Origin of the sequence: Rhizobium sp. 3T7 (assembly GCF_020166565.1) — a bacterium.
In the GTDB taxonomy this organism is placed as follows: domain Bacteria; phylum Pseudomonadota; class Alphaproteobacteria; order Rhizobiales; family Rhizobiaceae; genus Rhizobium.
The window spans coordinates 90795-108848 of the sequence record NZ_JAIQXS010000003.1 but is presented as its reverse complement, the minus strand read 5'-3'; the positions used below and the strand labels follow the sequence as shown (position 1 = coordinate 108848).

Here is an 18054-nt window from a genome sequence, read left to right as displayed (position 1 = left end):
ATCTCCTATGCAACAAATTATCTTTCTCTTGCAAATTTGCATTATTTGCATAATTTCGTTGTCATGAACGAGATCAAGACCAAGCGCCTGAGACAGGCCGATATCGCCGCAATGGCGGGCGTGTCCGTATCCACCGTATCCCGCGTGCTCGCCAACGAGCCCGGCATCAGCGAGAGCGTGCGCCAGCATATTCTCAAAGTGGCGGCCGAAAACGGCTATTCGGCCCGCACCGTGACCGGCCCGCTGCGCGGCGGCCTGGCGCTGATTGCAAGCGATGGCGTAACCGGGGGGCTGAGCGTCTTTTACGAAGGGATCGTCGAGGGATTGCGCGCCGGCGCACTTGACGCCGGCATACCCTTTGAGGTGCGGCTGATTCGCGAGAACCGGGCGACGCCCGATGTCGTTCACGAATACATGCAGACGGCGCGCGCCGGCGGACTGTTCCTGGTCGGGATCGATCCGAGCGCCGAGTTGCGCGCCTGGTTGGAGGACGCGGCGATTCCGACAGTACTTGTCAACGGCACCGATCCGCGGCTGCGGCTCGATGGCGTTTCGCCATCGAATTTCTTCGGCGCATATGAAGCGACCACCCGCCTACTGAATGCCGGCCACCGCCGGATCCTACATCTGACCGGATCGCATCGTCACACCATTCGCGAACGCGTGCGGGGTTTCAAGGCTGCGATTGCCGAGGTCGAAGGCGCCGAAGGGCGGCTCGTGTCGATGACCTTCCAGGGGAGCGCCAGCCATGAGGCGCATGAACTGACGGCCGCCGTCCTCGGCGAGAATGCTGGTTTCACCGCCGCCTTCTGCATGAACGACTTCATCGCCGTCGGCGTTCTCGAGGCTGTAACCGAGGCCGGGCTGCGCGTGCCCGATGACTTCGCCATTGTCGGCTTCGACGACCTTCCCTGCGCGCTGATGACCAACCCGCCGCTGTCGACCATGCGTGTGGATCGCGTGACGCTCGGCAGGGAGGCTGCCAGTCTCATGGTTGCGCGCTTCAAGGACCGCGCCGCCCCCGCCCGCCAGATTTGCCATGCCGTCGTGCCGATTGCCGGCGGCACCGTCCCGCACTCCTCAAAGAGCAATGCCGATGACCTATGACCCTGCCAGTGCAAATCCGCTCGCCAACAACCCGCTGAAAACGCGCGAAGATATGTCGCGCGCGCTTCGCGACCTCTTCGATCCGTTGCTGTCCTATTTCTCGGCAGGCAATGCGCGCGTGCGGCTCGACGGAGCGGCTGCGCATTTCGACCGCGCTGCAGCGGATCTCGAGGGCTTTGCGCGGCCGCTCTGGGGATTGGCGCCGCTAGGAGCCGGCGGCGGCGAATTTACGGAGTGGCATCGCTTTGCCGAAGGCATCGCCAACGGTACCGACCCGAAACACCCCGAATATTGGGGAACCGTCAACGGCCGCGACCAGCGCATGGTCGAGCTTGCGGCGCTGGGTTTCGCGCTGGCGCTCGTGCCGGAGAAGGTCTGGGAGCCGCTTGGCGGCCGGGCACGCGACAACGTCGTCGCCTACCTCAAGCACGCGCGGCAGTTCGATTATGCCGACAACAACTGGAAATTCTTCCGCATTTTCGTCGACATCGCACTCGACGGCGTCGGCGCCAGTTTCGACCGCACCTTGACCAAGCAATATCTCGAGGAGCTGGAGGGCTTCTACATCGGCGACGGATGGTACCGTGACGGCAATGTGCGCCGCATCGACCACTACATCCCGTTCGCCATGCATTTCTACGGCCTGATCTATTCCAAGCTCATCGATGACGATTACGCAAAGCGCTATCGCGAGCGCGCCCTCCTCTTCGCAAACGACTTCAAGCACTGGTTCGGCTCGGATGGGGCGACGATCCCGTTCGGCCGCAGCCTGACCTACCGTTTCGCGTGTGCAGGCTTCTGGTCAGCGCTTGCCTTTGCCGATCTTGAAGCGCTGCCTTGGGGCGAGATCAAGAGCCTGTGCCTTCAGCATCTGCGCTGGTGGAAGGACAAGCCAATGACGAACCGTGACGGCATTCTGTCGATCGGTTTCGGCTATCCCAACCTGCTGATGTCGGAGAACTACAATTCCGCCGGTTCGCCCTACTGGGCCTTCAAGGCGTTTCTGCCGCTTGCCCTCGCAGAAAATCACCCCTTCTGGACGACCGAGGAAACGCCGCCTCAGGAGACGGCGAGTGTCCTGCCGCAACGCCATCCCGGCATGGTGATCATGCGCAACGCCGGCGACGTGGTGGCGCTCTCCTCCGGCCAGGAGAACCTGCAGATGCGGTTCGGCACGGAGAAATACGCGAAATTCGCCTATTCCAGCCGCTACGGCTTCAGTGTGGAATCCGACGAGCGCAACTTCGCTGGCGCGGCCCTCGATTCGACCCTCGCCTTCAGCGATGACGGTTTGCACTACCGGGTTCGGGAGACCAACCAGGAAGCCAAGCTTGCGAGCAACGTTCTCTACTCAAAGTGGTCACCATTCCGGGACGTGGAGGTCGAAACCTGGCTGGTGCCGGCAGCGCCCTGGCACATCCGCGTTCACCGCATCAACACGCCACGGCCGCTGCAGACGGCGGAAGGCGGCTTTGCGATTGCGCGTCGCGATTTCGAGCTCGATACGCTGGTCGCGGAGGGCTCGAGCGCCTACGCGATCGGCGAAGAGGATTTCAGCGGCATTCTCGACATCGGTTCTGAGGTGCCGCGCACGGGCCTGACGCAGAAGGCGCCTCCGAATACCAACATGATCGTCGCCAAGACGCTGGTGCCGCAGTTGCGTGGAGAAGTACCGGCTGGCCGGACAATCCTGATGACAGCCGTGCTTGCCGCAAACGACACAGGTACCGTAGCCGGTGCCTGGATCACCCCACCGCGGGCGATTGATATTGCCGAACTCGAAGCGCTGGTCGCAAATCGAGGTCTCAGGGTGAGTGCCATAGAAGCGCCAGGACAGATGCCATGAAGCGCCACTTCATTGCGCTCGCTATGCAGCCGTCCCGGACGGAGCATGTTTTGACCCCCGCGGCGCTGCGTCGCCTAAGTGAAATGGGCCACCTTCTCGATCCTCAACCACTCCAGAGCTTCGATGACGATCGCTCCCGGCGTATTCTCGCCGAGACCGACATCCTCATCACCGGTTGGGGATCCCCCTATGTCGGGCGCGAGGTCCTTTCGGCTGCTCCCGGGCTGCGGCTGATCGCCCATGCCGCCGGGACCGTGAAGGGGATTGTCGACGAGCAGATCTTCGATGCCGGGATTGCCGTGACGCATGCGGCAGAGGCGAATTCGATCCCTGTTGCCGAGTTTACGCTTGCGGCGATCATCTTCGCCGGCAAACAGGTGTTCCGCTTCCGCGACCTCTACGTCACTGAACGCAACCGCGACCGGACGCATGCGATGCAGCGGTTGGCAATCGGCAACTATCGTCGCACGGTCGGCATTGTCGGCGCCTCCCGCATCGGTCGACGGGTTATCGAACTGCTGCGACCATTCGAATACCGCGTGCTTCTCTTCGATCCCACCGTCGACACTGCCGAGGCGATCAGTCTTGGAACCGAGAAGGCGGATCTGCCTACGCTCATTAAACAATCCGACATCGTCTCCGTGCATGCACCCTCGCTGCCGTCGACACGTCATATGATCGGAGCCGAAGAACTGTCGCTGATGAAAGATGGGGCCACGCTGATCAATACGGCGCGCGGCGCTCTGATCGACGAAGCCGCGCTGCTGAAGACGCTTGCCACCGGGCGGATCGACGCCATCATCGACGTGACGGATCCTGAAATACCGGAGAAGGCTTCCGCCTTCTACGACCTGCCGAATGTCTTCCTGACACCGCATATCGCCGGCGCAGTGGGGCTGGAGCGCGGCCGGCTCGGCGACATGGTGGTCGATGAAATAGAGCGGTTCGTCAAAAGCGAACCGCTCCTCTATCAAATCCTGCGTAGCGATCTGGCGCTCATCGCTTAGCCAGCCTTCAAACTTGCCGGAGCGCCACCCGCGACGATCTCCGGCATCAGGTCGGAGATCTTCACGACCTTGCCGGTGCGCGAGCTGCTCAGAGCGGCAATGCCGCAGAGGACCGACATGGCGCCGGCGCGCGTTCCGGCCCGCTGACCGAGCTTGTCGTCCATGCCCTGCTTGAAGATCATGTTGCGCATCCGGTCGTCGCCGCCGTAATGGCCGCCCGGAGAGTGCGGCACGACGATCCGCTCGACGGCATCCTTGTCCTTCGGGAAGTTGCGTACGAGCACGATGGTGTCCTCATCAGGTGTTTCCCACGGCTGCTTCTCGTATTGCCTCAACTCAATGCGCCCTTGCGTGCCGTTGAAAGCGATGTGGTGGCCTTCGATCGGCTGGAAGGTGTTCAGTGAATAGGAGACGTGGACATTGTTCTTGTAGCGAATGCTGACGACCATCGTGTCGGGGATGTCGATATCCTCGCGATAAACGCAGCCGTCGCGGAAGTAGCCGTCGATCTTCGACGGATCCTCGTACAGAGAATCGAGGAAGGGATCGGCCTCGAGATCGAGATAGTAGTCGCATTCGCCGGTATGCGGACAGAGCTTGCAGCGCGGGCCGCGGAACGGTCCCTTGCGGCCGTAATTCTGCAGATCGGCAAAAGAGGTGACTGCATCCGGGTCGCTATCCAGGTACCAATTCAAGAGATCGAAGTGGTGCGTCGCCTTGTGGACGAAAAGGCTGCCGGAATTTTCCGTATAGGCGTGCCAGCGGCGGAAATAGTCCGCGCCATGCTTGGTGTCGAGATACCAGTGGAAGTCGACCGAAGTCACGCGGCCGATCTCGCCGGCGTTCAGCAGTTCCTTGATCTTGGCGGCTGTCGGCGCATAGCGGTAGTTGAAGGAGACGTCGACGCGCTTGCCTGTGCGCTTTTCGGCATCGAGGATACGGCGGATCTTGTCGACAGCGGTGGTCATCGGTTTTTCTGTGATGACGTCGATGCCCGCTTCCAGCGCACGGACGACGATATCGTCATGCGTATAGTCGGGCGTGCAGACGATCACGAGGTCGACCTGCTGTTCGGCCAGCATGGCGTCGATGCTCTCATAGATCGGCGCATTGCTGCCGATCATCGTGCGGGCCCGCTCGGCACGCAGCGAATTGGTGTCGACGATCGCGACGAGATCCACATGCTCGCGCCAGCCGGCAAGCAGTTCCTTGCCCCACATGGTTGTGCCGCGGTTTCCCGTTCCAATCAAGGCAAAGCGACGTTTCTCCATCCTATGATCCTCCTTCATGCGTCATGAAACGAAAATTGGTCTGGTGCCCAACAAGTCGCGGCTCCCCAATCTGCGGACCATATCAGGCTGTAACTAAACAGTTACCTGATGGTAGACGCCGTCCACTGTCAATAGCCGATCGCGAATTTCGCAGATCAGGCAGAAATCGACGCGAGCGTCACATGGACGATGTGCCGTTCCCAGGCGTCGAGATTGCCCGGTTCGACCAGGTCACGGCCGAAGATCGTCGAAAGCGTATACTGGTTGGAGAGGTAGAAGTACCCGAGCGAGGCGATCGTCAGGTAGACATTCAGCGGATCAGCGCTGGCAATAAATATGCCAGCCTTCTTGCCGCGCTCCAGCACCTCGGCAAGTTCTCCGATCAGATGCGAATGCAGTTCCTTGAGCCGAACGGATTGGCGCAGCCAACGCGCGCGATGAAGGTTTTCGGTGCCGAGCAGGCTCAGGAATTCGGGGTGTTTCAGGAAATAGCGCCAGGTGAACAGCGCCAGTTCGCCAATCCCTTCCTGCGGCGTGCGGTCGCCGATGTGAAGCTCGCGCTCCGCCGTACGGATGCCGACATAGGCCTCCTCAAGCACCCGCAGATAGAGTTGCTCCTTGTCGCCGAAATAGTGGTAGAGCATGCGCTTATTGGTGCCGGCTCGCTCGGCGATCGCATCTACGCGCGCCCCGCCCATGCCGTTTTCGGCGAATTCCTTTGTTGCTGCTTGGAGGATTGCCGCGCGCGTCCGCTCCGGGTCTCTCTGCAAGACCCGCTCGGATGACTGACGCCTTGCTGTCTTCTTTTCCCTATTTTCGCTGGCGCTGTCCATCGACCCACCTTTCTTAATTCCCCAATGCGCTCATAGTACGTTGTGAGCAAGTTGTAAAAAACGAGAACCGCGAGGAGCACTATCACATCAGCGCTTGACAGGCTCAAAGCTTGTCCATAGCTTGTAACCAATTGGTTATTTGTTGCAAGAGAAACCAGCAAGGAACGTGTGGAGGCGTTCCCCAAGGGAGGAGGAGAACAGATGACACTACGCGTAAGCAGACGTAATTTCATGGCGGGGGGAGCAACGCTTCTTTCGTTGTCCGCACTGGGATCGAAGGCCTTTGCCGCCGATACCCGCCTGCGGCTTCTGTGGTGGGGTTCGCAGCCGCGCGCCGACCGCACCAACAAGGTTTCGCAGCTCTATCAGACGAAGAATGCGGGAACGTCGATCACCGGCGAATTTCTCGGATGGGGAGACTATTGGCCACGCCTGGCGACGCAGGTCGCCGGCCGCAATGCGCCCGATGTCATCCAGATGGACTACCGCTATATCGTCGAATATGCGCGGCGCGGCGCGCTCGCCCCACTCGAATCCTACATGCCGGCCAAGCTCAATCTTGGCGACTTCGACCCGGCACAGATCGAGGGCGGCAGCGTTGACGGACACTTCTACGGCGTCAGCCTCGGCGCAAACGCCGCATCAACGGTCTTGAATACCACCGCGTTCCAGGAAGCCGGTGTCGACCTGCCGACACAGGCAACCACCTGGGAGGAATTCGGCAAGATCGGCGCCGAGATCACCAAGGCCGGCAAGCGCAAGGGCTTCTACGGCTTTGCCGACGGTAGCGGCAACGAACCGCTTCTGGAAAACTATCTCCGCCAGCGCGGCAAAGCACTCTACACGGCCGATTCCAAGATCGCTTTCGGCGCCGAAGAGGCTTCCGAATGGTTCGACATGTGGAGCAAATTCCGCGAGGCGAGCGCCTGCGTACCGCCCGACGTTCAGGCGCTCTACAAGGACACGATCGACACCAGCCCGCTCACCCTTGGCAAGGCTGCGGCCGATTACGCGCACAGCAACCAGTTCGTCGGCTTCCAGGCCATCAGCAAAGACAAGTTGGCGCTGACCAATTACATGCGCATCAAGCCGGATTCGAAGGGCGGCCACTATCGCAAGCCATCGATGTTCTTCTCCGTATCCTCGCAGTCGAAGGTGATTGACCAGGCGGTCGACTACGTCAATTTCTTCGTCACCAATCCCGATGCTGCTCTCGCGCTCGACGTCGAACGCGGCATTCCGGAATCGAAGGCGATGCGCGACGTCGTGGCCGCCAAGCTCGACGAAACGGGCAAAGTCCCGCTCAACTACGTCAGCGGTCTCGGCGACCTCGCGGGCAAGCTGCCGCCGCCGCCCCCCTCAGGCGCCGGCGAAGGCCAGGTGGTGCTGCGCACCATCGCCGAGCAAGTCGCTTTCGGCCAGCTTTCGCCGAGCGACGGTGGCAAGCAACTGGTCGATGAGATCAGCCGCCTGCTCGCCAAAGGCTGACGCGGATGAGTGATGTGATGCGCACGACCGCCCCGGACGCCATCAAGAGTGAATATGGGGCGGCGGCCCAGGGGCGTTTCAAACGCCTCTGGACTGCCAATGCTCCAGGCTACCTCTTTCTCCTGCCGTGGCTGATCGGCTTTTTCGGGTTGACGCTCGGACCGGCCGTCATCTCGCTCTACCTCTCGTTCACGGATTTCGACATGATCCGGTCGGCCGAGTGGGTTGGAGCGGCGAACTACGTGCGCATCGCAACCGCCGACCCGAAATTTGCCGCGGCAATGACGGTCACGCTGACATATGTCGTGCTGTCCGTGCCGTTCAAGCTGACCTTCGCACTCCTGGTCGCGATGGCGCTCAACAAGGGCGTTCGCGGCCTGCCGCTCTACCGCGCAATCTTCTACCTGCCGTCACTGCTCGGCGGCAGCGTGGCGATCGCCGTCCTCTGGCGACAGCTCTTTGCCGGCGATGGTCTGGTCAATGCGGCGCTCGCCCATTTCGGGATCGAAGGCCCGAGCTGGATCTCGCACCCGAGCTATTCCATCTACACGCTGGTGGCGCTGAGCGTCTGGCAGTTCGGTTCGCCGATGATCATCTTCCTCGCCGGCTTGCGTCAGATTCCGACCGATATGTACGAGGCCGCCAGCCTCGACGGCGCATCCAAGTTCCGGCAGTTCTACAAGATCACGCTGCCGCTCCTGACGCCGGTCATCTTCTTCAATGCCGTCGTCCAGACGATCGACGCCTTCAAGGCCTTCACGCCGGCTTTTATTATCTCAGGCGGAACGGGCGGGCCGATCAACTCGACGCTGTTCTACACGCTCTATCTCTATCAGGAGGCTTTCGGAAACTTCCGCATGGGCTACGCCTCGGCGCTCGCCTGGATCCTCGTGCTGATCATCGCGATCTTCACGGCCTTCTCCTTCCTGACCTCGCGTTACTGGGTGCACTACGATGACTAACGGGATCACCACCGCGGTTGCGGCACCGCCATCCGACATCACCAAGCGCAGCCTTCCGGCGTCGGTTGCGATCCACACGCTGCTGATCCTTGGCTCGCTGCTGATGCTCTATCCGCTGCTGTGGATGGTCTCGGCCTCGGTCCGCCCGGAAAACGAGATCTTCTCGTCGACCTCGCTCATTCCGTCGTCGATCGACTTTTCATCTTATCTTCGCGGCTGGACCGGGCTCGACATCACCTTCGGTCGCTTCTTCTGGAACTCGCTCGTCATCTCGGTGCTGACCGTCATCGGCAATGTCGTTGCCTGTTCGCTGGCAGCCTATGCCTTTGCGCGCCTGCGCTTTGCCGGCCGGAACTTCTGGTTTGCGATCATGCTCGGCACGCTGATGATCCCGTATCACGTGACGCTCATTCCGCAGTATGTGCTGTTCCTCAATCTCGGCTGGGTCAACACCATCCTGCCACTCGTGGTGCCGAAGTTCCTGGCAAGCGATGCCTTCTTCATCTTCCTGATGGTGCAGTTCTTCCGCGGCATCCCACGCGAACTCGATGAAGCCGCCATGATGGACGGCTGCAGCCCCTGGCGGATCTACTGGAAGATCATGCTGCCGCTGTCGCTGCCAGTGCTGGCGACCGCCGCGATCTTCTCCTTCATCTGGACCTGGGACGACTTCTTCGGCCCGCTGATTTACCTCAACGACATGAACACCTACACGATCCAGCTCGGTCTGCGCACTTTCGTCGACTCGACCAGCGCATCGGACTGGGGCGGTCTGTTTGCCATGTCCACGCTGACGCTCGTGCCGGTGTTCTTCTTCTTCCTGTTCTTCCAGCGACTGCTGATCGAAGGCATCGCCACGACAGGCATGAAGCGCTGATGCAGTTACGGATTTAGGTCAATGAGTATCAAGAATGTTGCGATCGTTGGCTGCGGCATCGGCCGTTCCCACATCGTTGAAGGCTACCTGCCGCATCCCGACAAGTTCAAGGTCGTGGCGATCTGCGACCTGAATGAAGAGCGGCTGCGCGAGATCGGCGACGAGTTCGACATCGCCAAGCGCACGACCTCGTTTGCCGATGTGCTGGCCGACGAGAGCGTCGACATCGTCGATATCTGCACGCCGCCCGGCATTCATCTTGAGCAGGTGGTGGCGGCGCTGGCTGCGGGCAAGCACGTCATCTGCGAAAAGCCGCTGACTGGCTCGCTCTCGGGCGTCGACACGATCATGGAGGCGGAAAAGGCAGCCATCGGCACGTTGATGCCGATTTTCCAGTATCGCTACGGCGACGGCATCGAGAAGGCGAAGCGGATCATCGAGGCCGGCATCGCCGGCAAGCCTTACATAGGCTCGGTGGAGACGTTCTGGCTGCGGACGCCCGAATATTATTCCGTGCCGTGGCGCGGCAAATGGGCGACCGAGCTTGGCGGCGTCCTCGTGACCCACGCGCTGCATCTGCACGACATGCTGTTGCACCTGATGGGCCCGGTTTCAAAGGTGTTCGGCCGTGTTGCGACCCGCGTCAACGACATCGAGGTCGAAGACTGCGCCTCGGCAAGCCTGCTGATGCAGAATGGCGCCTTCGTGTCGCTCTCTTGCACTCTTGGTTCGCAGGAGCAGATCAGCCGCCTGCGGCTGCACTTCGAGAACGTCACCTTCGAGAGCAATCACGAACCTTATTCGCCGGGCAAGGACCCTTGGAAGATCATCGCCGCGAATGACGACGTGCAGGCGCGCATCGATGCCGTCACCGGCGATTGGCGGCCGGTCGCACCGCGCTTCACCACGCAGATGAAACAATTCCATGCCTATCTCAGCGGCAACGGGCCGCTGCCGGTGACGACCCAGGATGCGCGCCGTGCGCTGGAGCTCGTCACCGCCATCTATCAATCGTCCGATACCGGCAGCGAAGTCATCCTGCCGATCGGATCGGACAGCCCGAAGTACGCCGACTGGCGTGCTCACACGAAATAACGGACCAGGGAGGATCCTGAGATCATGGCAACAAGCGTCGTTCTCCAGAAGGTCGAGAAGCGTTACGGCGCCCTGGACGTCATCCACGGTATCGACCTGAAGATTGATCCCGGCGAGTTCGCGGTCTTCGTCGGCCCTTCGGGCTGCGGCAAGTCAACGCTGCTGCGCATGATCGCCGGTCTTGAGGAGATCACCGGTGGTGCGCTTCTGCTCGACAACGAGCGGATGAACGAGGTGGCGCCAGCCAAGCGTGGCATCGCGATGGTGTTCCAGTCCTATGCGCTCTATCCGCATATGTCGGTCTACAAGAACCTTGCCTTCGGGCTTGAGACGGCCGGCTACAAGAAGACCGAGATCCAGCCGAAGGTGAGACGCGCTGCCGAGATCTTGCAGATCGAAAAGCTGCTGGAACGCAAGCCGAAGGCATTGTCCGGCGGCCAGCGCCAGCGCGTGGCGATCGGTCGCGCGATCGTGCGCGAGCCGCGCATCTTCCTGTTCGACGAGCCACTCTCCAACCTCGACGCGGAACTGCGGGTGCAGATGCGCGTCGAAATTTCCCGGCTGCATCGCAGCCTCGGCAATACGATGATCTACGTCACCCACGACCAGGTGGAGGCCATGACCATGGCGGACAAGATCGTGGTGCTGAACGCCGGCCGCATCGAGCAGGTCGGGGCACCTCTCGATCTCTACAACAATCCGGCCAATCGTTTCGTGGCGGGCTTCATCGGCAGCCCGAAGATGAACTTCCTACAGGCGCGGGTCGAGCAGGTGGGCGAAGCCGAGACGACCATCAATGTCTGCGGCAACTCCGTTCGCCTGCCGCGGCGGCTGAGGGCCGAAGCCGGCCAGACTGTGACCTTCGGCATCCGTCCGGAGCATCTTTCCGTGCTCGAAAACAGCGGGATCACACTTGCTACCGTCAATGTCGATCTAGTCGAAAACCTCGGCGGCGCGACGATGCTCTACGCCACGACGCCGGACGGACAGCAGCTGACGATCGCGCTCGACGGACAGCAGAAGGTGGAGCGCGGGACGAACGTGAGAGCCTCCTTCGACCCGGCGCGGTGCCACATATTCGACGCATCGGGCGCAGCCATCTAGCGCGCTTGACAGCCGATCCCGCTCTGGCCATGATTTCAATAGGATAGGCCACGAAAGGGAAAAGCGTGACGCCTGAAGATCGGATTCATGCGCTTGGCATCTGGCAGGGTCCGATTGAAATTGTGCCGATCGCCGGCGGGATCACCAACCGGAATTATCTCGTGCAGGATCGCGCGGTGCGCCGCGTCGTCCGGCTTGGAGAGGACATTCCGGTTCATCATATCAGCCGACAGAACGAGCTCGCCGCCAGCCGCGCCGCGCATGCAGCAGGGCTATCGCCGGCGGTCATCTATCATGCGCCGGGTGCGCTGGTTCTCGACTACATCGAGTCGAAGGCGCTCTCGCCTGAAGACCTGCGACGCACCGAGATGTTGGAGCGCGTCATCCCGCTGGTGCGGGCTTGCCACCATGACATCGCCCGTGAATTTCGCGGCGCGGCGGCGATCTTCTGGGTCTTCCACGTCATCCGCGATTACATCGCCAATCTGAAGGCCGCCAGCAGCCCCTATTGCGGGCTTTTCCCGGATTTTCTGGCAAAAGCCGAAAAGCTGGAGGCGGCGGGTGGCCCCTTCGAGATCGCCTTCGGCCATAACGACATGCTGGCCGCCAACTTTCTCGATGATGGCAAGCGCCTATGGCTGATCGACTGGGACTACGCGGGGTTCAACACGCCGCTTTTCGATCTGGGCGGCCTCGCCTCCAACAGCGAGTTCTCCGAGGCGACCGAGCGATCGATGCTCGAGACCTATTATCAGCTGCCGCTGACTGCGGATCTCGGGCGGCGCTATCACGCCATGAAATGCGCCTCGCTGTTGCGCGAGACGCTGTGGAGTATGGTGTCCGAAATCCACTCCACCATCGATTTCGACTATGCCGGCTATACGGCCGAGAATCTTGCGCGCTTCGAGCGCGCCTACGATGCATTCGAACAGGATCGATAGTATGACGAAGGAATTGCCAAAGACCGCCAAGGCGGTTGTCATCGGCGGCGGGATCATCGGCTGCTCGACGGCCTATCATCTCGGCAAGCTCGGCTGGACGGATACGGTGCTGTTCGAGCGCAAGAAGCTGACCTCGGGTACGACCTTCCATGCCGCTGGGCTCGTTGGCCAATTGCGCACCAGTGCCAACATCACCCAGTTGCTCGGCTATTCCGTCGATCTCTACAAGAAGCTGGAGGCCGAAACGGGGCTCGGGACGGGCTGGAAGATGAATGGCGGCCTGCGCCTCGCCTGCAACGAAGAACGCTGGACCGAGGTCAAGCGGCAGGCGACGACCGCGCAATCCTTCGGACTCGAAATGCAGTTGCTGACACCACAGGAGGCGTTCGATCTCTGGCCGTTGATGACCATAGACGATCTCGTCGGCGCTGCCTTTCTGCCGACTGACGGCCAGGCCAACCCCTCCGATATCACTCAAGCGCTGGCCAAAGGCGCCCGCATGTCCGGCGTCTCGATCTTCGAGGATACCGAGGTTATCGACCTCGAGATTGACAAGGGCCGGATTCGCGCGGTCATCACCGAGCGTGGACGCATCGAGTGTGAACGTGTCGTCGTCTGCGCCGGGCAATGGACGCGGGCCTTTGCGGCGCGCTTCGGCGTCAATGTGCCGTTGGTTTCCGTCGAGCACCAGTACATCATCACCGAATCCTTCGGTGTTCCCTCGAACCTGCCGACACTGCGCGATCCAGACCGGCTGACCTACTACAAGGAGGAGGTCGGCGGTATCGTCATGGGCGGCTACGAGCCGCACCCGATCCCCTGGGCGAAGAATGGCATCCCCGATGGTTTCCACTACACGCTGCTCGACAGCAATTTCGACCATTTCGAACAGATCATGGAACAGGCGCTCGGCCGCGTGCCGGCGCTGGAAAATGTCGGTGTCAAGCAGCTGCTGAACGGACCGGAGAGCTTCACCCCTGACGGCAACTTCATTCTCGGCGAAGCGCCGGAGCTGAAGAACTTCTTCGTCGGCGCCGGCTTCAACGCCTTCGGCATCGCCTCCGGCGGCGGCGCCGGCATGGCACTCGCCGAATGGGTCACCGAGGGCGAACCACCCTATGACCTCTGGCCGGTAGATATCCGCCGCTTCGGGCGCCCGCATTTCGACACGGACTGGGTGCGTACCCGCACGCTTGAAGCTTACGGAAAGCACTACACACTGGCCTTCCCTTTTGAAGAGTATTCAAGCGGACGGCCATGCCGCAAATCACCGCTCTACGACCGGCTGAAAGCACAGGGCGCTTGCTTCGGCGAAAAGCTCGGATGGGAGCGGCCCAACTGGTTCGCCGATCTCTTCGCCAACGAGGAGCCGAAGGATATCTACACCTACGGCCGCCAGAACTGGTTCGAAGCCGTCGGTCGTGAGCACAAGGCTGTGCGCGAGGCCGCCGTGATGTTCGATCAGACGTCCTTCGCCAAATTCGTGCTGAAAGGGCGCGATGTCGAGGCGGCGTTGTCATGGATCGCCTCCAACGACGTGGCGAAGCCGGTTGGCTCGCTTGTTTACACACAGATGCTGAATGACAAGGGCGGCATCGAGTGCGACCTCACCTGCGCACGCGTGGCCGAAGACGAGTATTACATCGTGACCGGCACCGGTTTCGCGACGCATGACTTCGATTGGATCGCGCGCAATATTCCGGATGGGATGCAGGCCGAACTCGTCGATGTCACTTCCGCCTATTCCGTCCTGTCGCTGATGGGACCGAATGCCCGCGCCGTGCTCGAGAAGGTCACGACGAGCGATGTTTCCAAGGCCGCATTCCCCTTCGGCCGGATCAAGACAATCGGCATTGCCGGTTGCCCGGTTCGGGCTTTACGCATCACCTATGTCGGGGAACTCGGTTACGAGCTGCATGTACCGGTCGAATACGCAACGACGGTCTATGACGCGCTGATGGCGGCAGGCGGTCCGCTGCAGCTTACCAATGCCGGTTATCGTGCGATCGAAAGCTGCCGCCTCGAAAAGGGTTATCGCGCCTGGGGCTCGGATATCGGCCCGGATCACACACCTGTTGAAGCCGGGCTTGGCTGGGCGGTGAAGACCCGAAAGACCACGCCGTTTCGCGGCCGCGAGGCCATAGAACGACAACTGGCGTCGGGCGTGAAGAAGATGCTGGCCTGCTTCGTGCCGGAGGATCCCGATATCGTGCTGCTTGGCCGCGAGACGATCTACCGCAACGGCAAGCGTGTCGGCTGGCTCTCCAGCGGCGGCTTCGGCTACACGATCGGCAAGCCGATCGGCTACGGCTATGTCCGCAACCCGGAAGGTGTGAGCGAAGACTTCGTGCTCTCCGGCAACTACGAGCTTGACGTGGCGCGCAAGCGCGTGCCCTGCCGGGTCGCGCTGAAGCCGCTCTACGATCCAGAGATGGTGCGCGTGAAAGGATGATCGGCGCTGAGCTCTTAGGCCTTCATTCCTGTGCTTGTCACAGGAATGACGGACTGGACGCGGGCAGCCGCCCGGCGATCACCCCGGATGCACAGCCGCTAATAACCTGCCTGGAAAAACCATGCTGCGCCGAGCGCGACCATCGCCGCGCCTTTCTCAAAACAGCGGCAGCTTGTTGTCCTGGATCAGGATCTCCAGCTTGTTCGCCACATCCTCCGTCCACGCGAGATTCCCGGACAGCGCCGCCGGGAAGAGACCCGGCAGCCCGAACAGCGCTTTCGACACCGCGCCGCCATTGCGCGGCACGTCGGCCAACAGCGCAGCAATTTCCGCCGCGCGGGGATCGCGCAATTCGTAACTTTTGCCGTTCCTGTCAACGCCAACGGCATAGCGCATCCAGGCTGCCACGGCGATCGCGTAGGTCTCAGCCTTGGCGCCATGCGCCAAAGCCTCGGTCGCGGGCTCCAGAAGACGCTGCGGCAGTTTCTGCGTGCCATCCATGGCGATCTGATAGGTGCGGTGGGCAATCGCCTTGTTTGCAAAGCGTGCGATCAACTCGTCGGCATAGGCTTCGAGATCGATGCCGGGCACGGGATCGAGCGTGGCAGCGGCTGCGTTCATGTGCCGACGCGCAAGGGCTGCCAGGCCGGTATCATCCATGACGTCGCGGATGAATTCATAGCCGGCGATATAACCGAGATAGGCGAGCAGCGAATGCGCGCCGTTCAGCATGCGCAGCTTCATCTTTTCGTAAGCCGAGACTTCCTCGACCATCAGCGCACCGGCCTTTTCCCATTCCGGGCGGCCATTGGCGAAGTGATCCTCGATCACCCATTGCGTGAAGGGTTCGGTTTCGATCGCTGCCAGATCCTGCCTGCCGGTGAGCCTCTCGGCATCGCGATAGGTGGCATCCGTGCTTGCCGGCGTGATGCGATCGACCATGGTCGATGGGAAGGGTACCTTCTCTTCGATCCACTGCCTCAGTTCCGGATCGATGCGACCGGCAAACTCGAGCACGAGCCGCTTCAACACGGCGCCATTGCTCGGCAGGTTATCGCAGCTGAGCGGCGTGAATGGCGCGATACCCTTGGCGCGGCGGCGCGCAAGGCCTTCGACGAGATAGCCGATAACGCCACGGGGTGCATGGCGATTGGCAAGGTCGGCGGCAATGTCGGGGTGCTTCAAGTCAAGCCCGCCCGTGGCGGGGTCGAAGCCGTAAGCCTTCTCCGTCACCGTCAGGCTGACAATGCGGATGGCAGGATCCTCGAGCCTGGCGAGCAGATCGCCGGGGTTGCGGGTCGCGACATGGGCACGCAGGATCGGGCCGATGACATGCGCCGTCGTGCCCGAGGTGTCGCGCACGAGCATCGTGTAGAGCCCGTTTTGCTCGTTCAGGTGATCGGCAACGTCGGCCGTGCGCAGGCTCGCGACCTCGATGCCCCAGTCGCCGCCAGCGACCGCAATCGCGGCATCGGTGAAAGGGGCGAAGTGGGCGCGAAAGAATGCGCCCGGACCGAGATGCAGGATACCCGGCTTCAGCGCCTTGCGATCATAGCCGGGAAGCTTTGGGGTCGGCGCGAGGCCGGAAAGGCTCGTCAGACGTTCGATCACAGCTTGTATGCCTTCTTCGCGTTTCCGTAGGAGAGTTCGCCGGCGACAGTCTCGGCTTCCTTGCGGGACATCCGGTGTTCCGTCACGAACTGCGCCAGGAAGCGGCAAACCTCGCGGCGCCAGACATCATGGCGAGCCGGGATCGACAGAAGAGCACGCGTATCGTCGTTAAAGCCTGCCAGATTGGCAAAACCGGCCGTTTCCACCACCTGATCGAGGTAGCGCCGAATACCGTTCGGGCTGTCGTGGAACCACCAGGGCGGGCCGATCATCAGGCACGGCCAATGGCCGGCCATCGGCGCCAGCTCGCGGGCATAGGTTGTCTCGTCGAGGGTGAACAGGAGGACGCGAAGACCCGGCGCATGGCCGTACTTTGCGAGCATGGCAGAGAGACCGCCGACCCAATCGGTCGGCGTTGGGATGTCCGCACCCATGTTCGGACCACGGGTCTGGAACAGTTCACGATCGGTGTTGCGGCGCGAGCCGGCATGGATCTGCATCGTCATGCCGTCTTCGGCCGAAAGTCCGGCCATCTCGGTCAGCATCTGTCCCCGGAAAAGCTCAGCGTGCTCGGCGCTCAGCGTACCCTTATGCGCCTGGTCGAGCAGCCGTTGCTTGTCGGCAAGCGGCAGGTCCGCCGTGAAGGCCGTCGGCACGCCATGGTCGGTGGCGGTCGCGCCGTATTTGCGGAAATAGGCGCGGCGCTTGCGATGGGCATCGATCAGCCCATCCCACTTCGTCACGTCGCAATCGGTCAGTTCACCAAGCCGAACGAGATTTTCGCGGAAGCCGACGGCATCCGGGTCGGTGACACTATCCGGCCGGTAGGTGGTGCGGACGCGGCCGACCCAGCCGTCTTCCGCCATCTTCTGGTGATGCACCAGCGGGTCGAGCGCGCCTTCGGTCGTGGCGATCGTCTCGATACCGAAGCGTTTGTGCAGGGCGCGCGGGCGAAACTCGGGAAGCGCCAGCTGCGCATTGATATGGTCGTAGAGCGCATCGGCATTTTCAGGCGTCAGCGGTTCCTTGCAGCCGAGGACGGCCGACATTGCGTGATCGACCCACAGGCTGGAGGGCGTGCCGCGGAAGAGATGGTACTGCGTGGCGAAAGCGCGCCAGATGTCGCGGCCCTTGGCGACCGGCTTGCCGTCGAGGCGCGGTACGCCGAGATCGTCAAGCTTGACGCCGACGCTATGCAACATGCGGAAGAGATAATGATCTGGGATGACAAGGAGCGAAGAAGCATCCTCGAATGGCTTGTCTTCGGCAAACCACGACGGTTCCGTATGCCCGTGCGGGCTTACGATCGGTAACGTGCGAACCGTCTCGTAAAGGTCCCGCGCGATCGTGCGTGTTGTCGGATCGGCCGGAAAGAGCCGGTCCGGATGAAGAAAGCCGTTTCCAACATCCATGAGAATTCCTCCCTGAAGGGCTACCGGCCTACCCCACAAGTCGGAATG

General features: G+C 61.6%; 14 protein-coding genes. 10 read left to right on the top strand and 4 right to left on the bottom strand.

The window, feature by feature from the left end:
• Positions 1-63: 63 nt before the first annotated feature.
• The 3 genes from K9B32_RS05725 to K9B32_RS05715 are packed head-to-tail and all read left to right on the top strand — an operon-like array spanning position 64 to position 3960.
• Complete coding sequence (locus tag K9B32_RS05725) at positions 64-1107, top strand: LacI family DNA-binding transcriptional regulator (protein ID WP_224560938.1); 1044 nt, start codon at positions 64-66, stop codon at positions 1105-1107.
• Complete coding sequence (locus K9B32_RS05720) at positions 1097-2953, top strand: DUF2264 domain-containing protein (protein ID WP_224560937.1); 1857 nt, start codon at positions 1097-1099, stop codon at positions 2951-2953. The genes K9B32_RS05725 and K9B32_RS05720 overlap by 11 nt, the downstream gene beginning before the upstream one ends.
• Positions 2950-3960 carry a hydroxyacid dehydrogenase gene (locus K9B32_RS05715; RefSeq protein WP_224560936.1) on the top strand — a complete coding sequence of 337 codons (1011 nt, stop codon included), beginning with the start codon at positions 2950-2952 and terminating at the stop codon, positions 3958-3960. The genes K9B32_RS05720 and K9B32_RS05715 overlap by 4 nt, the downstream gene beginning before the upstream one ends.
• Here K9B32_RS05715 and K9B32_RS05710 read toward each other — a convergent pair.
• Positions 3957-5231, bottom strand: coding sequence for a Gfo/Idh/MocA family protein (locus K9B32_RS05710; protein WP_224560935.1), 1275 nt, complete (start codon positions 5229-5231; stop codon positions 3957-3959). The two genes, K9B32_RS05715 and K9B32_RS05710, sit on opposite strands and share 4 nt — an antisense overlap.
• A 155-nt stretch (positions 5232-5386) precedes the next feature.
• The gene (locus tag K9B32_RS05705) at positions 5387-6064 is read right to left on the bottom strand and encodes a TetR/AcrR family transcriptional regulator (protein WP_224560934.1); all 678 of its coding nucleotides are present in this window, start codon (positions 6062-6064) and stop codon (positions 5387-5389) included.
• A 201-nt stretch (positions 6065-6265) separates the two neighbouring features.
• On the opposite strand from K9B32_RS05705, the gene K9B32_RS05700 reads away from it, so the two are divergent.
• The 7 genes from K9B32_RS05700 (at position 6266) to K9B32_RS05670 (ending at position 14983) form a co-directional block, all read left to right on the top strand.
• Positions 6266-7552: an ABC transporter substrate-binding protein gene (locus K9B32_RS05700; RefSeq protein ID WP_007798265.1), complete on the top strand. Its 1287-nt coding sequence runs from the start codon at positions 6266-6268 to the stop codon at positions 7550-7552.
• Between the two features lie 5 nt (positions 7553-7557).
• On the top strand, positions 7558-8514 hold the full coding sequence (locus K9B32_RS05695) for a carbohydrate ABC transporter permease (RefSeq protein ID WP_007798261.1): 957 nt from the start codon (positions 7558-7560) through the stop codon (positions 8512-8514).
• Positions 8507-9391, top strand: a complete 885-nt coding sequence (locus K9B32_RS05690; RefSeq protein WP_224560933.1) for a carbohydrate ABC transporter permease — start codon at positions 8507-8509, stop codon at positions 9389-9391. The genes K9B32_RS05695 and K9B32_RS05690 overlap by 8 nt, the downstream gene beginning before the upstream one ends.
• Before the next feature lie 21 nt (positions 9392-9412).
• Positions 9413-10486, top strand: a complete 1074-nt coding sequence (locus K9B32_RS05685; protein ID WP_224560932.1) for a Gfo/Idh/MocA family protein — start codon at positions 9413-9415, stop codon at positions 10484-10486.
• A 24-nt stretch (positions 10487-10510) separates the two neighbouring features.
• A complete protein-coding gene (locus tag K9B32_RS05680) occupies positions 10511-11590 on the top strand; it encodes an ABC transporter ATP-binding protein (protein ID WP_224560931.1) in 1080 nt (359 codons plus the stop codon).
• Positions 11591-11655: 65 nt separating this feature from the next.
• Positions 11656-12531 (top strand): phosphotransferase, encoded by an 876-nt coding sequence (locus K9B32_RS05675; RefSeq protein ID WP_224560930.1) that lies wholly within the window; start codon positions 11656-11658, stop codon positions 12529-12531.
• 1 nt (position 12532) lies between these two features.
• Positions 12533-14983, top strand: a complete 2451-nt coding sequence (locus tag K9B32_RS05670; RefSeq protein ID WP_224560929.1) for an FAD-dependent oxidoreductase — start codon at positions 12533-12535, stop codon at positions 14981-14983.
• A 156-nt stretch (positions 14984-15139) separates the two neighbouring features.
• Here the strand turns inward: K9B32_RS05670 and K9B32_RS05665 are convergent, their stop codons facing one another.
• Positions 15140-16594 (bottom strand): mannitol dehydrogenase family protein, encoded by a 1455-nt coding sequence (locus tag K9B32_RS05665; RefSeq protein ID WP_224560928.1) that lies wholly within the window; start codon positions 16592-16594, stop codon positions 15140-15142.
• Positions 16591-18006 carry a glucuronate isomerase gene (gene uxaC, locus K9B32_RS05660; RefSeq protein ID WP_224560927.1) on the bottom strand — a complete coding sequence of 472 codons (1416 nt, stop codon included), beginning with the start codon at positions 18004-18006 and terminating at the stop codon, positions 16591-16593. The genes K9B32_RS05665 and uxaC overlap by 4 nt, the downstream gene beginning before the upstream one ends.
• Between the last annotated feature and the right edge of the window lie 48 nt (positions 18007-18054).

Coding starts and splice junctions, on each gene's coding strand:
- K9B32_RS05705 (WP_224560934.1), bottom strand. CDS start 6,064: ATGGACAGCGCCAGCGAAAATAGGGAAAAGAAGACAGCAAGGCGTCAG.
- uxaC (WP_224560927.1), bottom strand. CDS start 18,006: ATGGATGTTGGAAACGGCTTTCTTCATCCGGACCGGCTCTTTCCGGCC.
- K9B32_RS05725 (WP_224560938.1), top strand. CDS start 64: ATGAACGAGATCAAGACCAAGCGCCTGAGACAGGCCGATATCGCCGCA.
- K9B32_RS05710 (WP_224560935.1), bottom strand. CDS start 5,231: ATGGAGAAACGTCGCTTTGCCTTGATTGGAACGGGAAACCGCGGCACA.
- K9B32_RS05685 (WP_224560932.1), top strand. CDS start 9,413: ATGAGTATCAAGAATGTTGCGATCGTTGGCTGCGGCATCGGCCGTTCC.
- K9B32_RS05670 (WP_224560929.1), top strand. CDS start 12,533: ATGACGAAGGAATTGCCAAAGACCGCCAAGGCGGTTGTCATCGGCGGC.
- K9B32_RS05715 (WP_224560936.1), top strand. CDS start 2,950: ATGAAGCGCCACTTCATTGCGCTCGCTATGCAGCCGTCCCGGACGGAG.
- K9B32_RS05695 (WP_007798261.1), top strand. CDS start 7,558: ATGAGTGATGTGATGCGCACGACCGCCCCGGACGCCATCAAGAGTGAA.
- K9B32_RS05690 (WP_224560933.1), top strand. CDS start 8,507: ATGACTAACGGGATCACCACCGCGGTTGCGGCACCGCCATCCGACATC.
- K9B32_RS05680 (WP_224560931.1), top strand. CDS start 10,511: ATGGCAACAAGCGTCGTTCTCCAGAAGGTCGAGAAGCGTTACGGCGCC.
- K9B32_RS05720 (WP_224560937.1), top strand. CDS start 1,097: ATGACCTATGACCCTGCCAGTGCAAATCCGCTCGCCAACAACCCGCTG.
- K9B32_RS05700 (WP_007798265.1), top strand. CDS start 6,266: ATGACACTACGCGTAAGCAGACGTAATTTCATGGCGGGGGGAGCAACG.